Genomic DNA, 19494 nt, shown 5'->3' on the forward strand with positions numbered 1-19494 from the left:
TGCTTTCCTTAGCAGTGGGGGGTCAGTCGAGGAACGCGGGCAGGGGCGGCGAGCCGATAGGCCGCAGGCTATGTACCCACGCGACGGCTTCGCGCCAGATGGTGCGTTCAGTGAGGGTCGGGGCGGCTCCCGTGAATGCGGGCCGCACCACACCAAGGCTGCGGAAGACGCGTTCCGCTGCGGTGCCCAGGTGGTTGTTCAGGCGATTGACCAGAAGGTCGAATTCAACCGCCGAGAAGTCGGCTAGCTGGGGAACCGCGGATTCCCTGAGTTGTTGCAGTACATCGTCTGTCGCCGTATCGATGACCAGCGCACGTGCACGGGGCGCGTTTGGCGAACGCGACGGTAGTACGCGAACCGACAACGGAATGTCCGCATCGCGCGCGACCGTACGCGCGTGATGCAAGGCATCGTGCCAGGCGCGCTGCTGCGCGGGCGTAATCGCGGTGGACGACGTGGGACGGTTAAGACCGTAAGCACGATAGATCCGCGCGGCAGCCATGGGATCAAGGCTCTCGGCAAGGCGCGACCGCAAGGCGGCGTACTGGGGAAAGGTGAGGCCCCTGGCCTCCGGGACCATCTCGGGAAGCGACTGCATCCATTCGCCGAAGAGGTCGGTCTTGCCGCCCAGGAGGCCAACCTGTCGGAAGCGCCATTGTCCGCCTCCAGCCAGTTCGATAAGCGGGCCATTGGCGATCGCGTTGGGAGCGCTGTCCCGCGTAAGGCGCCACCCTTTCGCCGTGTTGTCGAAGCGCACTTTGTATAGCGATTCTCCCTGGCGGATGTAGCGGGCATCGCCCAGCGCGTACACGCCTTCGACCGCCGCGGCACCACGTGGCAGCTGGACGCCGCGGGCGATGAACCGCTGGTCGAACAGCGTGTCGGCGGGGCGTATGGTCCGTGCCACCATCTCGACACCCATGGTGGCACCAGCACGTCGAAGCACCGTGCCCGCGAAGGATGCCGGTAGCGTGCTGTACATAGGCACGATGTTGAGCGCGCTCGTATATCCGGCCACGCTGGCGAGGAAAGCCTCCGTGTAGTCACGCTGGCGAATGTTGTCCTCGAAGCGCCATGCTGCTTGCACGGCATGCGGGATGGCCATGATCGTGCCCTTGGCCAACTCGTAGATCAGGTCATCGCCGATGCGGGTAAAGCGGATCGTCGCCAGCAGCGCGTCGTCGTCGGCTTCGCGCGTCTGTCGTGTGAGGTGCCGTGTATCGAGTTTCGAGGTGTCGACCTGGGTGAAATACAGGTCTTCGAGGAACGAGGTGGTGACCTCTTTGTAGCCGAATGGTTCTTCCAGCCGGGTGCAAAACCCGCAGCTGGTATCGGGGCTGATCTTGTAGCCCAGTTCCGCCAGGTACGACAGGGTGAAGCGCCGCGTTCCATTGCTGCTGATATGCGAGAACGCGAGCGGAAGCCGTTCGGCCAGGTACGGCTCAAAAGCACCATTGAGCAGGAACTCGCGTTCCATCGTGGCGCGATCGGCGAACTCGCGAAACACCATGCCCTGCGGCGCGCCCGGTGCGTAGACCACGATGCGTGGCTGCGCATGCTCGTCGTGGGCGCTGATCAAAACGATATCGCCTGCCGTTGCGCCTCGATAGGTCAGCTGCTGCACCTTGAGCGGCACGCCATCTGCCCCCGGCCGCGCATACGGCGAGGGGTGGTCGAGGATGTTCTTTACCCAGCGGTAGCCTTGCTCGCTCGGGACCGTAGCCTCAGGTGCCGCGAGGAATGACACCGGCTCGCCTGGGCGGTAATAAGAGAGCCGCGCATCTTCGGCCTCAAAACGCATCCGGGCAAGGAGCAGGTCGCCATGCAGCGCGCGGTCGGTTTGAGCCGCCATGGACGGCCCCTTCAGGTCCGCGAGGTAGTTCAGATAGCTTCTACCCAGGTCAAGCTCGCGAACCATGGCGCATACAGCGGCGGGTGTCAGTTGGCCGCCATGGACGCCGTCGTCGCTCTCAACGATGCGGACACTGTCGCGCGCGCAATCGGTATTGAGGTAGGCGAGCTCAAGTAACGTCACCTCGCGTGTGTCGCGCCCATTGAACAGGAAGGTGAGCGCGGAATCCGGCATCGTCGTCAGTTGCAGTCGGATGCCCGCGGCGTCGGCATGGATCCCGAGTGCGGCGAGCCGCGTGTTCAACGCCTGGGCTGCGAAGGCCATCAGGGAGGAGGGCGCCGCGATGCCGCCGGCGTATCGCTTCCAGTCGTCACGTACGAGTGCGGTGTCGTACTCGATGGCGGCGCGTTCCCACGCCTCGCGTACGTGCGCGGGAACGCTGGCCAGGCGTGATTCGGTCATGAGATTAAGCAAGGCGATGTCGCGATGGGCGACCATCCCGTGCACGTCGAGCAACGCATGCAGGTCGAGCGCGCTGCGGACCCTGTCGTCGTCACCGCTAGCGGGCGTAGCGGAAAGCTGGCGCTGCCACGCGTGATGCGCCTTCTCGTACTGGTGCTGCAGGATGCGGGTCGTGAGCGTTTCGAAAGCGTCGCCGTTGACAGGCCGCGCCGCCAGCACGTCGTTCACCTCGGGAATCCCGCCGACCATGCCCGGCAGGTCGTCCTGGGAAAACAACATCTGGCCCAGACGGTGAAGCGTTCCGGCATAAAGGTCGGTGTAGGACGCGAAGACCTCCCACCCGCCGGTCGTTGTAAAAAGCAGCACGCGTTCCGGGTGGCGGACGTCTTCGACCATGAGCGCGCCAGCATAGGCTTTGCCCGCGACAAGGAGTTCGCTGGTCGTGAGTGGAGATGCCGCATTGGGCGCTGGGCCCGTGAGTGCGCTGATCGTGTCAGCCACCGTCCCGGGTAAGGTCCCATCGCTGATACGCAACGACGCATCGTCGCGGGCGACCTGCGCAAGGCGCTGGGCAAATGCGCGGCGGCGCGCCGCGGGATCAGCGCCGGGAGCGCTCTCGACCGGTGTGGACCAGAACGCGTCTAACGATTGGGTAAGGCGCCCCAGTGATTCATAGGGCGGTTCGGGCAGTTCGCCCTGCTGACGTGCGAGCCACTGCTGGGCATCGCCGAGCCGGCTAAGCGTGTCGCGCGCCGCCTGGTTGGCGTGCTGGATGGACGCAGGCGGTGCCTGCGGTGGGAGCATGTCCACGGTGCAATCCTTGGCGTTGGAGGGAACGCCAAGGTACGCGGCCGAATCGCGGGATCATGTAGGGGAAAACCTGCACGCCGTGTCAGCGATTCGCGCGGCTCGTCGTGAGCCGCGCGATGTCAGAATCTACTCAGGCGAGTGATGCCGCTGCTTCTCGTTGGCCACGTGGCGATCATGCAGCGACTCGCCGGTGGTTTCGCCCGGATCCGTCGGCGGCCGCGCGTCGAGATCGCGGTCGTTGTCACCACCGGGGGTGATCTTGAGAATCGAATGGCGGACTTCGCGGGCAAGAATGACCTTGGCGTCGCGCACCATGTCCACCAGTGCGTCGCTGAAATCGAGCTTGCCGTTCTCGTCGGTCCAGACGATCTTCACTTCGCGCAGCTTCTGGATGAAGCCGCGGAACAGGGCCTTGTCGAAGAACTCGGGGGCGGAGAGCTCGTTGAGCATGCCGAGGCGTTGCGCTGTCAGCGTGCAGGCCGTTTCGAGTTCACCGGCCGACATGACGTGCGGGCCGTTCTTCACCAGCGCGGCGATCGCGATGTAGTAGCGCTCGAATGCCTGCAACATGCTGCGGGCGATTACGCGCAGCTGGTACGCGCCATCATCCTGGCCCGGCCCGCGCTCGAGCACGCGGCCTTCGGACGACGATTCGAGCATGCCCCGGCGCACGAAGAATTCGATCGTGTCCTGTACCTGCTGCGCGAAACCTTCCTCGTCCCACGGCAGGAACAACTCGCCCTGGATGAACGGGTAGATGATCTTGCCTAGGCGCACGACGGACGAGCGCGACATGCGACGGTTGTTGAGGAAGCAGGCGGCCACCCATGCCGCGGCGGCGTTCAGGTGCAGCACGTTGTTGCGGAAGTAGGAAAGCAGAACGGCCTGCTCGCCTTCGGTCACCAGCACATCGCCCAGCGGGTGGCGCACGCGGCGGATCCAGCCCATCTGCTCACCGTAAGCGATGATGCCCTGCGGGTTCATCGCGGTGATCGTGATGCGGTCGGAGTAAGGCAGTTCCTGGAACAGCGCCTTGGTGAGCTCCAGCTGGGTCAGCAGGTCGTTCTCGGCCATCGCGTGCTTGGGCGTGGCCAGCAGCGAGAGCGCGAGCAGGTTGATCGGGTTCACGTCCGCGGCGCGGTTGATGTTGATCTGGATCTTCTCAGCCAGATCGTCCACGACGCCGTTGAGCCACTCGGGTTTCGAATCGGCTTCGGCGGTGGTCTCGCGCCAGTCGGGCGCGACGTTGTCGAGCATCGGCGTGAGGTAGATGGGCTCGCCAAAGTTCAGCGTGACGTGGCCGTAGCGCTGGCGAAGCACCTTCAGGCCGCGGATCAGGCCGAGCAGCGATTCCTTTTCCTTCGGCTTGCCGGAGAGCTCGCCGACGTAGGATTTGCCTTCCATGAGCTTTTCATAGCCGATGTAGACCGGCTGGAAGAGCACCGGGCGGCGCGGCGCGCGCAGGAAGGCGCGCACCGTCATCACCAGCATGCCGGCGCGCGGCGCCAGCAGGCGGCCCGTGCGCGAGCGCCCGCCTTCGATGAAGTACTCCAGCGGCACGCCACGATCGACGAGCTGCGCGAGGTATTCGTTGAAGACGACGGAGTAGAGCGCATTGCCCTTGAAGCTGCGGCGCAGGAAGAACGCGCCGCCACGGCGAAGGATCGGGCCGACCACGGGCAGGTTCAGGTTCACGCCCGCCGCGATATGCGGCGGCACGACGCCGGAGTGATGCAGCTGGTACGACAGCAACAGGTAATCGGTATGGCTGCGGTGGCAGGGCACGTACACCACTTCGTGGCCAGGCGCGGCGGCGCGGGCCTTGTCGAAGTGGTGCATGGCGATGCCGTCATACAGCTTGTTCCAGAAGTTCGACAGCAGGAACGAGGTCGAGCGCACCACCGGGTGCGAATAGTCGGCCGAGATCTCCAGGGTGAGATCGCGCGCGCGTCGCTCGGCTTTCGCCTGGCTGATGTTTTCCTTGCTGGCCGTCGCGGCGATCGCATCGCGTACCGGCTGCGCCGTGAGCACCGAATCGACCACCGTGCGGCGATGCGACAGATCGGGGCCGATCACGGCCGCACGGATGCGGCGGAAGTGCGTGCGCAGCACGCGAGCGATCTTGCGGGTAAGGCGCTCGTTGGTGAGGCCCTGCGATTCGGCCAGCACCGCGCGCAGCGATACCGGTTCGGAGAAGTGCACGACGGTGTCGCGGCCGTTCAACAACAGGGCCAGCATGCGGCGGAACCGGCCGACGACCAGCCAGTTTTCGGCGAACAGCACGCTGAACCAGCCGCTTTCGCGGTTAGGTGCGCGGCCTACGTAAATCGATACCGGAATGACCTGGATGTCGCGCGACGGGTCTTCTTCGATCGCGCGAATGAGCTGGCCGATCGGCTCCTTGGGACCATGCGTATCGGTGCGGCCAAACAGCCAGCCCCTCTGGCGGCTCAGCGAGAACACCGAGCGACGGCGGCGGCCGGGCAGGCCCAGCAACTGCATGGGGCTCGGCAGGCCCGCCTCGCGGCACGCACGCTCGAGGATCAGCGCATCGGAGGTGCCATCGCGCTCGATGGCGTAGCAGACGGCAGCGTCGCTTTTCAGCAGGGTCGCCGGCTCCGCGGGGTCGCGCTTGATGCGCACCCACGGTTCGAGGACCCGCCCCAGTAGCTTGAACCACCAGGGGGAGCGGGCGACGCGGACGTGCGGATCCGCACTCATCGGTAATTCGGACATCGTGGGATTGTACGGCCTTAGCGGGTCTTGGCGGTCGCGACGGGCGCGGCCGGGTCTCGGGGCGGCGGTGCGGCGGTGGCCGAGGGCGCCGGCCCGGGGCTGCTGGCCGGCGCCGGCGGGTTCAGCTTCACATGCTGGTTGCGCACGCTCTGCAGCAGATCGCTGTCGTACCAGCGGCCATCCAGCAGCACCAGCGTCGCATCGGTCTGGATCGGCTTATCGAGCAGGGTGTAAGTGATCTTGACGTGCGCCGTGCCGCCCGTGTTCTCGAGCGTATCGATGCTGATCGAATCGAAGCTCTTGTCGAGCGACAGGCCGTACACGTTGAAGAAGTTCTTGAAACCAAGCCACATGGCCGAATACGCGACCATCGACTGGTTGAAATCCATGCTGTGCAGCGCTTCGGGCGTGGTGAGGTGCGCCTTGCGGGCGGCATCCACGAGGGCCGCGATCGCCTGCTTCGCCTTGTCCTGGTCGCCCCATGCCACGGTTTGCGCCCACGGCGCGATGACATCCACCGCTTCGCGCAGCTGGCGCTTTTGCGGGATGGTGAGGTCGGTGGACTGATCGATCGCGGTGAGCGCCATCGATTGCGCCACGCCGGTGACCAGCGGCATCTGGTCCTTGTATTCCTTATCGAAGCGAACCAGCGTCGGACGCACGTCAGCGTAGAGTTTCTTCTCTGCGTCGGGCTCGGTCAGGCGCTTCACGCCATTGGCAAACTTGGCGCGGTCGTCGTCGTTGATGGGTTCGGCGGCGGTGTTACGGCGCGGCCAGTCGGCCTTGAGCGCGGCGAAATCGGCCGGGGGCAGGGCATGCTGCCAGAACATGTCGAACTTGCCGTCGCGGATCAGCTCCAGCGAATCGCGCATGGCGTCTTCGGGCGAGCCGCCACCGGGTGTGCCGGGTGCTTCCTTGTGCCGGTTACAGCCAGCGACCAACGCCACCAGCGCCAGCATCGACACCAGCACCCAGGCCGTGGGGTGAAAGCGCTTCATGGCAGCGGTCGTCCATACGTCGGGGGATGGCGAGGTTACGAGGCGCGAGGGCGGGCGGCAAGTGGCGCCGCATAAAGAAAAACCCCGGAGACGAACCGTCTCACGGGGTTATCCGGCCCGAAGCCGGTAAGGGAAATGGCCTTGCCTGCTTTGCTATGGGCACCGCAGGTTTCGGCGAGGCAAATGATAGTTAACTGACATTGCTAAAGCAATACGTCAGGAAACTATGCCTAAGTAATTGATTTAATTGGTACGCAGCGCGCCGATCTTCTTCTGGCGGCGCTCTTCGCGAGGCAGAGTGTAGTCGTTATCGAACAGCGCGGGTTCCCAGCTGCCGTAAGTGGGGTTCGGAAGGACGAACCAGCGCTCGCCGATCCAGGCGGTATAAGGCGCCATGGCCTTCGCCCGGCCCTCGGCCGTATTGCCGTAAACGTTGGCGAAATCGCCGATCTGGTCGCCGAACTGCATGAGCACGCGGTACTTGCTGGCGATCAGCTGGCGGCGGCAGCCCTTTTCGGTACCGGCCTGCTCACAGCCCTCGACGAAGGTACCCAGCCCGAGGAACGACTCCTTGCCGGCGACGGGGAAGCCCGCCGAACGCAGGTTAGCCAGCGTCGCGTCGTTGAGATCCTTCGCGCGGTTGGAAACGAAGATCACGGCGATGCCGTGGTCGGCGGCGAACTTCGTGAAGGCCACGGCGCCGGTCATCGGCTTCGCCTTCTGTTCCTGGCACCACGCGGCCCATTCGGCTTCGTTGAACTCGCCGCCCGAGCGGATCAGGCGCGCCTGGTAGGGCGAGTTATCCAGCGCGGTTTCGTCCACGTCGAGCACCACGGCCGGCTTCAGGCCCTTGAGCGACGGGTGGGCGGCGCGGTCGTCCTTGGCCAGGGCATCCCAGTTCGGGTCCGCCTTGGCTTTGAGAAGTTTCTCCTGCGCATTGCGGTACGCCTGGAGGTAGATGAAATCGTGTTCGTTCGACGTCTGCGACCAGAGCACGGCATTCAGGTTGTCATCACCGGCCGGACCCTTGCTGGCCGGAGCGGCGGGAGCGGCAGCCGTGGCGGCTTCGGCGACGGGCGTGCTGGCGGCAGGCGCGTGCGGCGCCGAAGCGCAGCCGGCGAGAACGAGGGCGGCTGCAAGCGCAGCCGGGGTGAACTTCATCATGGGATCCCCTGTGACATCGGGCGCCAATGCCCGAGGGCCGGCGATTGTGGCGGCAGTTTACGACAGGGTGACGACTGGCGGCACGCCTATGGCGCATACCTCCATGTACTGACAGACTGCGCCCTCATCGTTGAAGAGCTTGTCCATGGACGCTGAAACCCGGACCCGCGCCGTGCGGATGGCCAGTTACATCCTTGCCGGCGTCGCCCTCTTGCTGGTGATGTTCCTGCGCCTGCTGCCTGCGTTGCTCGCAGGCCTGCTGGTCTATGAGGTGGTGCTCTCCGTGGCGCCGCTTATGGGGCGCCGCCTGTCGGGCGAGCGCGCGCGCATCCTGGCCGTGGCGCTGGTGGGCGTGATCGTGGTCGGCCTGCTTACCCTGTTGATCCTGGGTGCGATCAGCTTCTTCCGTACCGAGATCGGTAACCCGGCCGACCTGTGGCAGAACAAGCTCATGCCGATGGTCGAGCGCGCGCGCCAGCAACTGCCGCCCACGGTGGTGGGCATGCTCCCCGATAGCGTGGATGCGCTGCGCGTCACGGCGCTGGACTGGGTGCGCTCGCACACCGAGACCCTCCAGCTGGCGGGCAAGGAGGCGGCGCGGGTGCTCGTCCACATCGTGCTTGGCCTGATCCTCGGCGCGTTCGTGGCCCTCAGCCGCGCGCGGCCCACGCACCAGATCGGGCCGTTCGCCGCGGAACTGGGCCTGCGTTGCGCCCGCCTCGCCGATGCGTTCCACAACATCGTCTTCGCCCAGATCAAGATTTCGCTCGTCAACACGGCCTTCACCGCGATCTTCCTGGTGATCGTGCTGCCGCTGTTCGGCCAGCACCTGCCGCTCACCAAGACGCTCATCGTCGTCACGTTCATCGTGGGCCTGCTGCCGGTCATTGGCAACCTGCTCTCCAATACGGCCATCACCATCGTCGGCCTGTCGGTCGGCCTCTACGTGGGCCTGGGTGCGCTGGCCTTCCTCATCCTGATCCACAAGCTGGAATACTTCCTCAACGCGCGTATCGTCGGCGGGCAGATCCGGGCGCGTGCGTGGGAGCTGCTGGTGGCCATGCTGGTGTTCGAGGCGGCGTTCGGCTTGCCTGGCCTGGTGGCGGCCCCCATCTTCTACGCTTACATCAAGGCTGAACTGGAAGCCGAGCGCTTGATCTAGCGTTCATCGCCCGGCTGCTGGAATCCCGCCACATACCAAGGAGTTTCAGCATGGTCCGCGTCCCCGGGGATTCCCGCGCCATTCGCCTGGCCACCTATGTCCTCGCCGCGCTCGCGCTCTGGGGCATACTCATGCTGCACCTGATCTCGGCCCTGCTGGCCGGGCTGCTGGTGTACGAGGTGGTGGAAGGCATGACGCCGCTGATCCGCCGCGCCATCCCCGGCGAGCGCGCCCGCTTCATCGCGGTGGGTGTCGTGGCGGTCGTCGTGGTGGGTGTGATCGTGCTGCTGGTGGTCTCCGGCCTTAGCTTCTACCGCCATGACCTGGGTGATCCGCAGCAGCTATGGGACGAGAAGCTCCTGCCGCTGCTGGATAAGTCGCATGAGCAGTTGCCTGGGTGGATCACCAGCAACCTGCCGGACAGCTTCGCGGATTTCCGCTCGCAAGGCGTGGGCTGGGCGCACGATCACTCGGGCGATCTTCGCCTGATGGGCACCACGGCGGCGCGCGTGTTCGCCCACATCCTGATCGGCCTCGTGCTGGGCGCGATCGTCGCGATTTCGCATGGCAGCGGCGGCCGCCCCTCGCGCCCGCTGTCCTACGAACTCTCGGTGCGCACGACGCGCCTCGCTGACGCGTTCCACAACATCATCTTCGCCCAGCTGAAGATCTCCGCCATCAACACCGCGCTCGCTGCCGGATTCCTGCTGGTGGCGCTACCGATCCTCGGTGTGCATGTGCCGCTGGCCAAGACACTGGTGATCGTCACCTTCGTCGTAGGCCTGCTGCCCGTGGTGGGCAATCTCATCTCGAACACCCTGGTGACGATCGCCGCGCTGTCCGTGGGCCTGTGGGTGGGTGTGGCGGCACTCGGCTTCCTCATCGTCGTGCACAAGCTGGAATACTTCCTCAACGCGCGCATCGTCGGCGGACAGATCCGCGCGCGCACGTGGGAATTGCTGGTGGCGATGCTGGTGTTTGAAGCCGCGTTCGGCATTGGCGGCCTGGTCGCCGGGCCGATCTACTACGCCTACCTGAAAAGCGAGCTGGAAGCCGAAAACCTGATCTAACCGCTATGTAGGAGCCCACCCTGTGGGCGACATCTTTCGCGAGAACGCCGCAGGGCCTGTAGCGCGATCGCGAAAGATGTCGCCCACAAGGTGGGCTCCTACCGCGCGTTCGCGCTGTTTAGCCGTTACCCGCCAACATCGCGCGGATGCGCGCCATGTGCGATTCGGCCGTTTCCTTTTTCACTTCGGCATCGGCTTCGGGGTCCTGGCCATCCCAGTGCAGATCGTCGTCCGGCAGTTCGTCGAGGAAGCGGCTGGGGTCGTTGTTCAACACCTCGCCGTACTTGCGCGAGCGTGCCGAGAACGACAACGTCAGCATTTCCTTGGCGCGGGTGATGCCCACGTACATCAGCCGGCGCTCCTCATCCAGGCGGCCTTCGTCGATCGCGCCTTCGTGCGGCAGGGTGCCGTCCTCGCAGCCCACGATGAAGACGAAGCGGAACTCGAGGCCCTTGGCCGAATGCAGGGTCATCATGCGCAGCGCATTGCCCGGGTCATCTCGATCGGCGTGGCTGAGCAGGGCGAGCTGCTGGGCGATATCGCCTGTGCGCCCACCGTCGCGGCCCATGGCGCGGAACCAGTCGATCAGTTCACGCAGGTTGCCCATGCGCCGTTCGCGCAACACTTCATCGGTGGTGCTTGCGGCCACGTGCGCACCGTAGCCGGTTTTCTCGATCACGGTGGTGACGAGGTCCGCGGCGCTTTCGTGTACGGCGTGGCTGCGCAGTTCATCCATCAGGCGCGCAAAGCCCGCCAGTGCCGAGGCAGGGCGCGGAGCGATGTTCTTCAGCGCGCTGTCGCTGCGTGCCGCGTCGAGGAGCGAGGCATTGCGTGCCTGCGCCATCTCGCCGAGCTTCTCCAGCGAGGTGGCGCCGATCTCGCGCTTCGGCGTGTTCACGATGCGCAGGAACGCCGCATCGTCCGTCGGGTTCGTGAGCAGGCGCAGGTAGCTCAGGATGTCCTTCACTTCCGCGCGATCAAGGAACGACAACGCACCGCTCAGGTGGTACGGCACACGCGCCAGGCGTAGCGCCTTCTCGATGGGGCGCGCCTGGAAGTTGCCGCGGTACAGGATGCAGAAATCATCCCAGCGGCAGCCCTTGTCCTTGTAGCGCTCGTGCAGGCTCGATGCGATGGCGGCCACTTTCTCCGCTTCGTGCTCGCTGTCCTTGCACTCGATGACGCGGATGGGCGGCCCTTCGATATGGTCGCTCCACAGCTTCTTCTCGTGCACGTGCGGGTTGTTGGCGATGAGCTTGTTCGCCGCACGCAGGATGCGTTTCGCGCAACGGTAGTTCTGCTCCAGCTTGATCACCTGCAGTTGCGGGTAATCGCGGCCGAGCTGGTCGATGTTCTCGGGGTTCGCGCCACGCCAGGCGTAGATGCTCTGGTCGTCGTCGCCCACGCAGGTGAAGCGAGCCTTGGGGCCGGCGATGGCCTTGAGCAGGCGGTACTGCGCGTCGTTGGTGTCCTGGTATTCGTCGACCAGCAGGTAACGCAGGCGCTCCTGCCAGATGGCGCGGGCGTCGTCGTCGGTCTCAAGGATGCTGAGCGGAAGGCGGATCAGGTCGTCGAAATCCACCGCGTTGAACGCGGCCAGGCGCTGTTGGTACAGGCCGTAGATCGTCGCCGCTTCCATCTCGCGCGCCGTGCGTGCCGCGGCCATGGCCTCGTCGGGGGTGAGGCCGGCGTTCTTGGCCTTGCCGACGAGATTGCGGATGCCCTGGATCACGTCCGGCTTCACGCCCTTCGGCGAAAGCTCCTTGATCATGTTCGCGCTGTCGTCGGCATCCAGCACCGAGAAGCCGCGGCGCAGCTGTGCGCGGGCATGCTCGATCTGCAGGAACTTCAGGCCCAGGGCGTGGAAGGTGCACACGGTGAGGGCGCGCGCCGACTCATCCGAGATGAGTTTGCTCACGCGCTCGCGCATTTCCTTCGCCGCCTTGTTGGTGAAGGTGATCGCGGCGATCTTCTCGGCGGCCAGATGGCGCCGGGAGATGAGGTGGGAGATCTTCTCCGTGATGACGCGGGTTTTGCCGGAGCCGGCGCCAGCGAGCACAAGGAGGGGGCCGTCGCAGTACTCGACAGCCGCGTGTTGTTGCGGATTCAGCATCGGGATCGGCCCGGGCGGGCAGGCGAACGGACGAGGGGGCGATGGTAGCAGGACCGCCGGGGGACCGCCCGGCCCGGCATCAGGACCCCGACCCTGGGCCGGATTCGCTAAAATGCCCGGTCGCGACCAGGAACCGGCATGGCCAAGCTGTATTTCTATTATTCGGCGATGAACGCCGGCAAGACCACGACCCTGCTGCAGAGCGCCCATAACTACCATGAGCGCGGCATGCGGACGCTCATCCTCACCCCGGCGCTGGACAACCGCTACGGGGAAGGCATCGTGGCCTCGCGGATCGGCCTGCAGGCCCGCGCCATGCGTTTCGCGGGCGATGAAGACGTCTTCGCCGTGGTGGACAAGGACATTGCCCAGCGCGGCCCCCTCCATTGCGTGTTGGTGGACGAAGCCCAGTTCCTGACGAAGAACCAGGTCTGGCAGCTCAGTGACGTGGTGGATCGCCTCGGGATCCCGGTGCTGGCCTACGGCCTGCGTACCGATTTCCGCGGCGAACTGTTCGAGGGTAGCCGCTACCTGCTGGCCTGGGCGGACAACCTCGACGAGATCAAGACCATCTGCCACTCGGGCAAGAAGGCCACCATGGTCGTCCGCGTGGATGAACACGGTCGTGCCGTCACCGAAGGCCCCCAGGTTGAGATCGGCGGCAATGACCGCTATGTCTCCGTGAGCCGCGGCGAGTTCAAGAGCATTACCGCCGGAAAAGGCCGCATCGAGCTGCAGCAACCCGTGCTGCCGCTGGGCGAAAGCGAACCCGACGAAGGACAAGACGCGTGACCGAGACGACGACCCCCGCCGCCGAATGGCCGCGCCCCTACTGGCAGCCCAGCGATGAGCAGGGCGTGCTGCTGTTCTTCGTGTTCGGCAGCTTCGCCGAAGACGTGGCGATCCCTGCCATGAAGTACGGCAGCCCCGGCTTGCCCGAGGGCATCGAGATGCGCCGCCTCCAGAACAGCGTGCTGGCGCGGTGGGAAGGCTACCCGTTGGCTGGCGCCCTGGGTGACCTGCTGCGCGAGGACAACCCGGACGCTTTCCAGGCTGCCAAGGATGCCCCGCACGTCATGGCGATCCGTGGCCGCTTCCCGGATAAGGATGACCTCGGTTATCTGCGCGATACGCTGGGCGTGGTCGCTGCGCTCACCGATGTGGGCGGCCAGGTCGTCGTCGACCCGCAGATCCTGACGCTGTTCAGTGCCACTGAATGGCGCGACCACTATCTGATCAAAGGTGGCGCGCCGACGCGCCACCACGTGCTCATCCTGTGCAGCCCGGAGGAGACGAAGGGCCGCTCGTGGATCCGTACGCGCGGCATGCGCAAGTTCGGCCGCCCGGATGTGAGCATCACCAACGTGCCGGACAACGAGATCGACCGCGTCGGCGCCCTCGCCGAGCGTTTTGTTGACCTCGGCGCGTTGGGTGCGCATTTCGAAAACGGACAGGCCATCGAAGTGGACGGCCTGCCCGTCGACCTGACGGTCGAACTGCACGGCGACGAGAACGATCCGCGCTTCAATAACTCCCACGCGGCGATGCGCTGGCCGGGCTGATCGAGGCCCGCTCCGTCAGCGAGCCGGTGGCTCGAAGGTGGCGTGGGTTACGCCACCTTTCGGGCCGCCATCCACGGTGACTGCCGTGACGTGATCATCGATCTGCGACTGATTGAACCGTGCGATGAGCGCACGCTCCCCGTGCAGGTCGCGACGTACCTCAATGGTGATCGCCGGCGAGGCGTTCTTTCCGCGCTCGGCCAGCGTGACACGCGTGCCGGCGGGTACATCGCGCACGACCGCGGAGCGCACCCGGTAAGGTGGACAGCGGTCGAGTTCGTCTTCGTTGAGGTCCACCGTGCGGCGTGCACCGGCGTGGATCGCGCATAGGCGTTCCCCCTGGCCATCTTCGCGATCGAAGAACTCGATCGTCCCGAGATTCAGGGCGGCAATGACGCTCCCCGCCTGACCCGCCTCCACGAAATCGACGGCGATGTAGTTCGGTTTGCGCCCGGCCGCCGGCAGGCAGTGGTCATCGACGCGCGTGCGCAGTTCGTCGTAACGGTTGTCGTGCCACGCGTGCGGCCCGTACGGCGTATCGTGGAAGTGGTTCATGACGAATAGCCGCGGCCACGCGTAGCGTCCGGAAACGCCGGGTAGCGTGAGTGGCAGGTTGTCCCAGCGCGATCGGCACGTTCGATCATGCGTGGCGAGCGGACCCATGCTCCAATAGTTCTCAGCGGTGTAATCCTGGTCGAACAGGAGCGTGGCCTGCCCTGCGGACGTGTCGAGCTGGCCCGCATTGCGGTATTGCTGAGTGAAGATCACGAGTTTCTGGCCTGCTTCCGCCATTTGGCGGACCGTGGGCCAGGTGTCGGTTTCCCAGTGATCCGGGTTGAACGAGAGGGCCATGGCCTCGGGTGCACGCGAAAGTTCATCGGCGAGTGCATCGCGGCTGATGTGATCCTCCAGATGCAGCGTGACCACGGCATGCACGTGACTGTGTACGTAGGGCAGGATCTCGTTATTCAGCGTGTCGGCAAGCGTCGGCTCCGTGCCGATGCACGCGCCATGGCAGAGCCTCACGCGCCCGGCGCTTTCATGCAGGTCGAGCATGAGCCCGCGAACCCCAAGCTGCAGTTGCCGGCCAATCGGCAGCGTCTGGTTGGGAACGAGGGTGGTAGCGAACGCGTTGTGCGCCGTAAGCCACGTGTATTCGTGGAAGGGGCGATCGATGTCAGTGGCGAAGGGCACATCGGCGTGCGCGGCCGAGGTCGCGCCGAAAAGCGCGGCAAACAGGTACTTCTTCATACGCATCCTTGCGTTGGTGGGGAGTGCGCAGGGTACCCACGGATCTGCGCCGGGGGAATCGGGTGTTAGCCGATGCGTGCTTCAGCGCGTGCAGCTATTTCTGGCAGCTCGGGCACCAGAACGAGGCGCGCTGCCCAAGGGTGACGACACGGATGGGCGTACCGCAAACCTTGCACGCTTCGCCCGCGCGGCCGTACGCGAACAACTCCTGGAAGAAGTAACCTGGGGCGCCGTCGGGCGCGAGGAAATCGCGCAGCGTCGTGCCTCCACGCGTGATGGCGTAGGCGAGGATGCGCTTGATCTCTGCGGCGAGGCGCTCGTAGCGTTCGTACGACACCTTTCCTGCGGCGCGGCGCGGATCGATGCCAGCGGCAAACAACGCTTCGCTCGCGTAGATGTTGCCCACGCCCACCACGACGGCGTTATCCATGATGAAGGTTTTCACCGCGGCGCTGCGTCCGCGCGAAAGCTGGAACAGCCGCTCGCCGGTGAATTCATCCGTCAGTGGCTCGGGGCCGATGCCGTCGAGCAGTTCGTGGGTTTCGCCGGGGTTCTGCCAAAGCAGCGCGCCGAACCGGCGAGGGTCGGTGAAGCGCAGCACCTTGCCGGTGTCGAACGCGATATCGACATGGTCGTGCTTTGCGATGGGCGTATCCGCAGGCAACACTCGGAGCATGCCCGACATCCCCAGGTGCAGGAGCGCGGTACCCGCGCTGGTCTGCAGCAGCAGGTATTTCGCGCGACGATCCACGCTCTCGACCACCTGCCCCGGCAGCAGGCTCGAGACCTCGGGCGGGATCGGCCAGCGCAGGTCAGGCCGGCGCAGCACCACGCCCGTGACGCGCCGCCCCTCGATATGGGGTGCGATGCCGCGGCGGGTGGTTTCGACTTCGGGTAATTCGGGCATGGCCTGAATGTGGGGCTGGGCGGGACCGCGCGCAAGCGCGTTCCTACATGGGTTGGGTGGGCAACGCCTTGGTTTTGGGAGGGCGGGGCATGGCCTGGGCGGGAACGAAGGCGACGCGCCCGCCGACGCGCACGTAACGCTGGCGGCCGAGCGCGGTCAGTTCGCCGTATTCGATCCGCGTGCCGTCGAGCGTGAGAACGGCCAGGGGCGGAGCCAGGCCAATTTTGGCGGCCACGAAGTCGCTGGCGGGCTTCCATTCGGCGACCGGCGTCGAGGCCAGGGCGGCGAGATCGGCGGGGCGTCCCTGATCGTCACCACTCCAGTGGTCGCCTTCGTGCGCGAAGTGCTGGTCGGGCAGGCCCTTCATGGTGATATCGATGCGCTGCACGGTGGCGGGATCGATCGGCGTCAGGGTATAGGCCCGGGCTTCGGCATCGTCGGTGCGCATCTGCCACGCGACAGCTCCCACGAGCACGAGCAGCAGCGCGATGCCAATGATCCGTGCGCGCATGCTCAGCGCCTCCTGCGGCGCCAGGCGATAAACCCGCCGATCGCGATCAGCAACACCGGCAGCGCACCGAGGAAGCCGAAGGTGAGCGCATTCAGGCCCTCCTGCGAGACGGTGATCACGCGGTCGGGCGCGCCACGGGCGGGCAGGTCCACGAGTACGTCATCACCGAGCAGCCAGTTGAAGATGCGCTCGCCGAGGGCGCGGTTGCCACCGTTGCCCACATAGGTGTTCGAGAGGAAATCGCCGTCGCCGATGACCACCGCGCGCTGTTCGCTCTTGTCCGGGCTGGGCGAGAGCCGGTTAAGCGCGAAGCCGAAATCCAGCGGACCCTTCAGCTCACCGGCTTCGGGGTGGAAGGCCACGGTCGAGGGCCTGTCGTTGTCGATGCCGCCGAACGCGGTCCAGCTACGCTCACCAGAGCGCAGGAAGGGCACGACGGCCCAGTCGTGGTCCGAGACCTGGGCGAGCGCGGACACCTGCGGGAACAGCGTGGTGTCGCGGAAGGCACGCGTGATCGCGTGGAACGGATAATCCGCCGTCACGACCATGCGCGGGTCCTGCACGTTGAGCGTGCTGCCCTGGCCATCGACCAGCACGCCTTGCAGCACGCGTACGCCGAGCACGTCAGCGAGGGCGCCGGTGCCCAGATCGCTATTGCCCGGTTCGGTAAGCCACAGCAGGTTGCCGCCGCCATGGATGTAATCGACGAGCGCGCCAACGGCCTGCGGCGTGAGCGCGGCCGTGGGGCTGGCGAGTACGACGAGGTCGGTATGTTCCGGCACGCCTTGCGTCTGGGCGAAGTTCAGTGGCACCGCGCGCATGCCGCGGCGCTCCATCTGCTGCATAAAGGTGCCGAGATCGGCATTGGCGACGCCGTCGGCCTGGCGTTCGCCATCGCCAGTGACGAACGCCACGATGCGCTCGCCGCCGCGCGCGAGCCGCTCCAGTGCGTTCGAGAGGTTGCGTTCGTTGATCGGGCTTTCGACGCGTTCTTCGCGGCCCTTGTAGCGAATGAGCAGGGCGCCATTGCCGCTGATGCCCAGCTGGCGTGAAGCAGCCGGGTCCAGGTCGGGGTCGACGAACGAGAGCTTCAGGTCGTGCTTCTCACGGCTGTAGCGCTCGATGACAGCGGCGGTTTGTTCGCGCAGAGGCCCCGTCGGCGAGAGATAGCCCACGACGTCGACATCGCCGGGGAGCTTCGACAGGACCGCCACGCTTTCCGGCGCGAGGCTGGCGCGCGCGCCACGGGTCCAGTCGGCTGTCCAGACATGGCGGGAACTCAGGTAGCCGATGCAGCCAGCGGCGACGAACAGCCCGATGGCGACGAGCCAGCGATCAAGGCGGCGCATTACTGACGCTCCCTGTCGGCGCCGAGGCGGCGGATGGCGAGGGTCAGCGAGAGCGCGATGGCCAGCACGAACCAGAGGACGTCCACCGAGGTCACCAGGCCGCGCAAGAGGTTCTGCAGGTGCGTGGCCATCGTGAGCCACTCGAGGAAGCCGCCACTGAGGCCCGCTGCTTGCGCGCCGCGGTCGATCGTCCACAGGGCGAGCGTGATGATCAGTGCCATCGCGGCGGCGATCGCGGGGAAGTTGGTAGCCGCGGAGCAGGCAAGGCCGATGGCAGCCAGTGTGGCAAGGACGAGGGCGGTGCCCAGCGTAGCCGCCGCGAGCTTGCCCCAATCAGCGCTGCCGCTCGCACCCACGATCAAAGGCATGGCCAGCGTGGCAAGCAGCCACAGGCCGAGCCACGCGAGGACCGCGAGGTACTTGCCGACGACGATGCGCCAGGGCGAAAGGCCAGTCGACGCAAGGAGGGCAAGCGTGCCCGTGCGGCGTTCACCCGCAAGCAGCGACATCGTCATCAGCGGCACGACCAGGAAGGAGAGTTTCACCAGTTCGGCGAGCAGGGGGATGGCGACCAGATCGGTGAAGCCCGGGGCATCCGCGACGGCGGCCAGCTTCACTTGCATGCCGAGGAACTGGCCGAGGCCGAGGACGAAGGTCCATGCGAGCCAGGCGATGGTGAGCGCGGCAAGCGCCCACGCGAGCGGGCGCACGGCGAGGCGGCGCAGTTCGAAGTGGGTGACGGCGGCGAGGCTCATGCGGCCGCTCCCGTGGCAATGCCGAAGAACGTGGCTTCGAGGGCCTTGCCACCTTCGGTGCCGCCCAGTGGGGCATCGTGGCGTAGCCGGCCCTCATGCAGGATCACGATGCGGTCGCAGACAGCGACGACTTCGGCGAGCACGTGGGTGGAAAGGATCACGGCGCTGCCGGCAGCGGCACGCTCGCGGATCAGTTTGCGCAGCTCGCCCACCTGCACCGGGTCCAGGGCATTCGCGGGCTCATCGAGGATGAGCAGGGCAGGTTCGTGGACCAGGGCGCAGGCCAGGCCGAGTCGCTGGCGCTGGCCTTGCGACAGGACGCCGGCCAGCCGGCGCCGCAATTCGCCCAACTGCAGGCGTTCGATGATGCGATCGGCGGCCTGGCGGGCATCCCGGCGCGAAGCACCACGGAGCGCCGCGAACGCGCGCAGGTGTTCTTCCACCGTGAGTTCCGGCCAGAGCGGGGCGCTTTCCGGCAGCCAGCCGATCAGGCGGCGGGCGAGTCCCGGTTCGGCCACGAAATCACGGCCTTCGAGCTGGATGCTGCCGGTGTCCGGCTTCAGGGCCCCGGCGAGCATCTGCAAGGTGGTCGACTTACCGGCGCCATTGACGCCCAGCAGGCCGAGCACTTCGCCCCGGTTCAGCGTGAAACTCACGTCGGAGACGGCGGCGCGCCCCGCCCGGCGCCGGGAAACGCCGGCGACATTCAGCAAACCGGTATCGATCATGCGGCTATATCGCCCATCGTCGCGCAACGCGCGGGAACCTGCGGGCAACGCGCCCGGCGGTCTT

Annotated in this window: 15 protein-coding genes; 4 read left to right on the plus strand and 11 right to left on the minus strand. The window is 66.0% G+C overall.

From position 1 onward, the window contains the following. Positions 1–22: 22 nt before the first annotated feature. The 4 genes from L2Y96_RS01985 to L2Y96_RS02000 form a co-directional block, all read right to left on the minus strand. The gene (locus L2Y96_RS01985) at positions 23–3118 is read right to left on the minus strand and encodes a dermonecrotic toxin domain-containing protein (protein WP_343218449.1); all 3096 of its coding nucleotides are present in this window, start codon (positions 3116–3118) and stop codon (positions 23–25) included. Between the two features lie 132 nt (positions 3119–3250). After that, on the minus strand, positions 3251–5860 hold the full coding sequence (plsB, locus tag L2Y96_RS01990; RefSeq protein ID WP_247331514.1) for a glycerol-3-phosphate 1-O-acyltransferase PlsB: 2610 nt from the start codon (positions 5858–5860) through the stop codon (positions 3251–3253). A gap of 17 nt (positions 5861–5877) precedes the next feature. After that, positions 5878–6858 (minus strand): hypothetical protein, encoded by a 981-nt coding sequence (locus L2Y96_RS01995; RefSeq protein WP_247331515.1) that lies wholly within the window; start codon positions 6856–6858, stop codon positions 5878–5880. Positions 6859–7101: 243 nt separating this feature from the next. Next, complete coding sequence (locus L2Y96_RS02000; RefSeq protein WP_247331517.1) at positions 7102–8022, minus strand: 5'-nucleotidase, lipoprotein e(P4) family; 921 nt, start codon at positions 8020–8022, stop codon at positions 7102–7104. A gap of 145 nt (positions 8023–8167) precedes the next feature. On the opposite strand from L2Y96_RS02000, the gene L2Y96_RS02005 reads away from it, so the two are divergent. After that, the gene (locus L2Y96_RS02005; RefSeq protein ID WP_247331519.1) at positions 8168–9184 is read left to right on the plus strand and encodes an AI-2E family transporter; all 1017 of its coding nucleotides are present in this window, start codon (positions 8168–8170) and stop codon (positions 9182–9184) included. Between the two features lie 50 nt (positions 9185–9234). Then, positions 9235–10254 carry an AI-2E family transporter gene (locus L2Y96_RS02010; protein WP_247331520.1) on the plus strand — a complete coding sequence of 340 codons (1020 nt, stop codon included), beginning with the start codon at positions 9235–9237 and terminating at the stop codon, positions 10252–10254. A gap of 118 nt (positions 10255–10372) precedes the next feature. Here the strand turns inward: L2Y96_RS02010 and L2Y96_RS02015 are convergent, their stop codons facing one another. Next, positions 10373–12367, minus strand: coding sequence for a UvrD-helicase domain-containing protein (locus L2Y96_RS02015; protein WP_247331522.1), 1995 nt, complete (start codon positions 12365–12367; stop codon positions 10373–10375). A 138-nt stretch (positions 12368–12505) separates the two neighbouring features. On the opposite strand from L2Y96_RS02015, the gene L2Y96_RS02020 reads away from it, so the two are divergent. Further along, positions 12506–13159 carry a thymidine kinase gene (locus L2Y96_RS02020; RefSeq protein WP_247331524.1) on the plus strand — a complete coding sequence of 218 codons (654 nt, stop codon included), beginning with the start codon at positions 12506–12508 and terminating at the stop codon, positions 13157–13159. Then, on the plus strand, positions 13156–13929 hold the full coding sequence (locus tag L2Y96_RS02025; protein WP_247331525.1) for a hypothetical protein: 774 nt from the start codon (positions 13156–13158) through the stop codon (positions 13927–13929). The genes L2Y96_RS02020 and L2Y96_RS02025 overlap by 4 nt, the downstream gene beginning before the upstream one ends. Before the next feature lie 15 nt (positions 13930–13944). Here L2Y96_RS02025 and L2Y96_RS02030 read toward each other — a convergent pair whose 3' ends face one another. The 6 genes from L2Y96_RS02030 to L2Y96_RS02055 form a co-directional block, all read right to left on the minus strand. Beyond that, entirely contained in the window at positions 13945–15180 is a 1236-nt protein-coding gene (locus L2Y96_RS02030; protein WP_247331527.1) for a phosphoinositide-specific phospholipase C-related protein, read from the minus strand. A gap of 94 nt (positions 15181–15274) precedes the next feature. Then, positions 15275–16087 (minus strand): bifunctional DNA-formamidopyrimidine glycosylase/DNA-(apurinic or apyrimidinic site) lyase, encoded by an 813-nt coding sequence (gene mutM / locus L2Y96_RS02035; protein WP_247331529.1) that lies wholly within the window; start codon positions 16085–16087, stop codon positions 15275–15277. A gap of 43 nt (positions 16088–16130) precedes the next feature. Then, on the minus strand, positions 16131–16598 hold the full coding sequence (locus L2Y96_RS02040) for a hypothetical protein (protein WP_247331530.1): 468 nt from the start codon (positions 16596–16598) through the stop codon (positions 16131–16133). Positions 16599–16600: 2 nt separating this feature from the next. After that, positions 16601–17947 carry a GldG family protein gene (locus tag L2Y96_RS02045; protein WP_247331532.1) on the minus strand — a complete coding sequence of 449 codons (1347 nt, stop codon included), beginning with the start codon at positions 17945–17947 and terminating at the stop codon, positions 16601–16603. Then, positions 17947–18702 (minus strand): ABC transporter permease, encoded by a 756-nt coding sequence (locus tag L2Y96_RS02050; RefSeq protein WP_247331534.1) that lies wholly within the window; start codon positions 18700–18702, stop codon positions 17947–17949. Before L2Y96_RS02050 ends, L2Y96_RS02045 begins: the two co-directional genes overlap by 1 nt. Further along, positions 18699–19430 carry an ABC transporter ATP-binding protein gene (locus L2Y96_RS02055; protein ID WP_247331536.1) on the minus strand — a complete coding sequence of 244 codons (732 nt, stop codon included), beginning with the start codon at positions 19428–19430 and terminating at the stop codon, positions 18699–18701. Before L2Y96_RS02055 ends, L2Y96_RS02050 begins: the two co-directional genes overlap by 4 nt. Between the last annotated feature and the right edge of the window lie 64 nt (positions 19431–19494).

The sequence above is a fragment of the Luteibacter aegosomaticola genome (genome assembly GCF_023078475.1).
Taxonomy (GTDB): domain Bacteria; phylum Pseudomonadota; class Gammaproteobacteria; order Xanthomonadales; family Rhodanobacteraceae; genus Luteibacter; species Luteibacter aegosomaticola.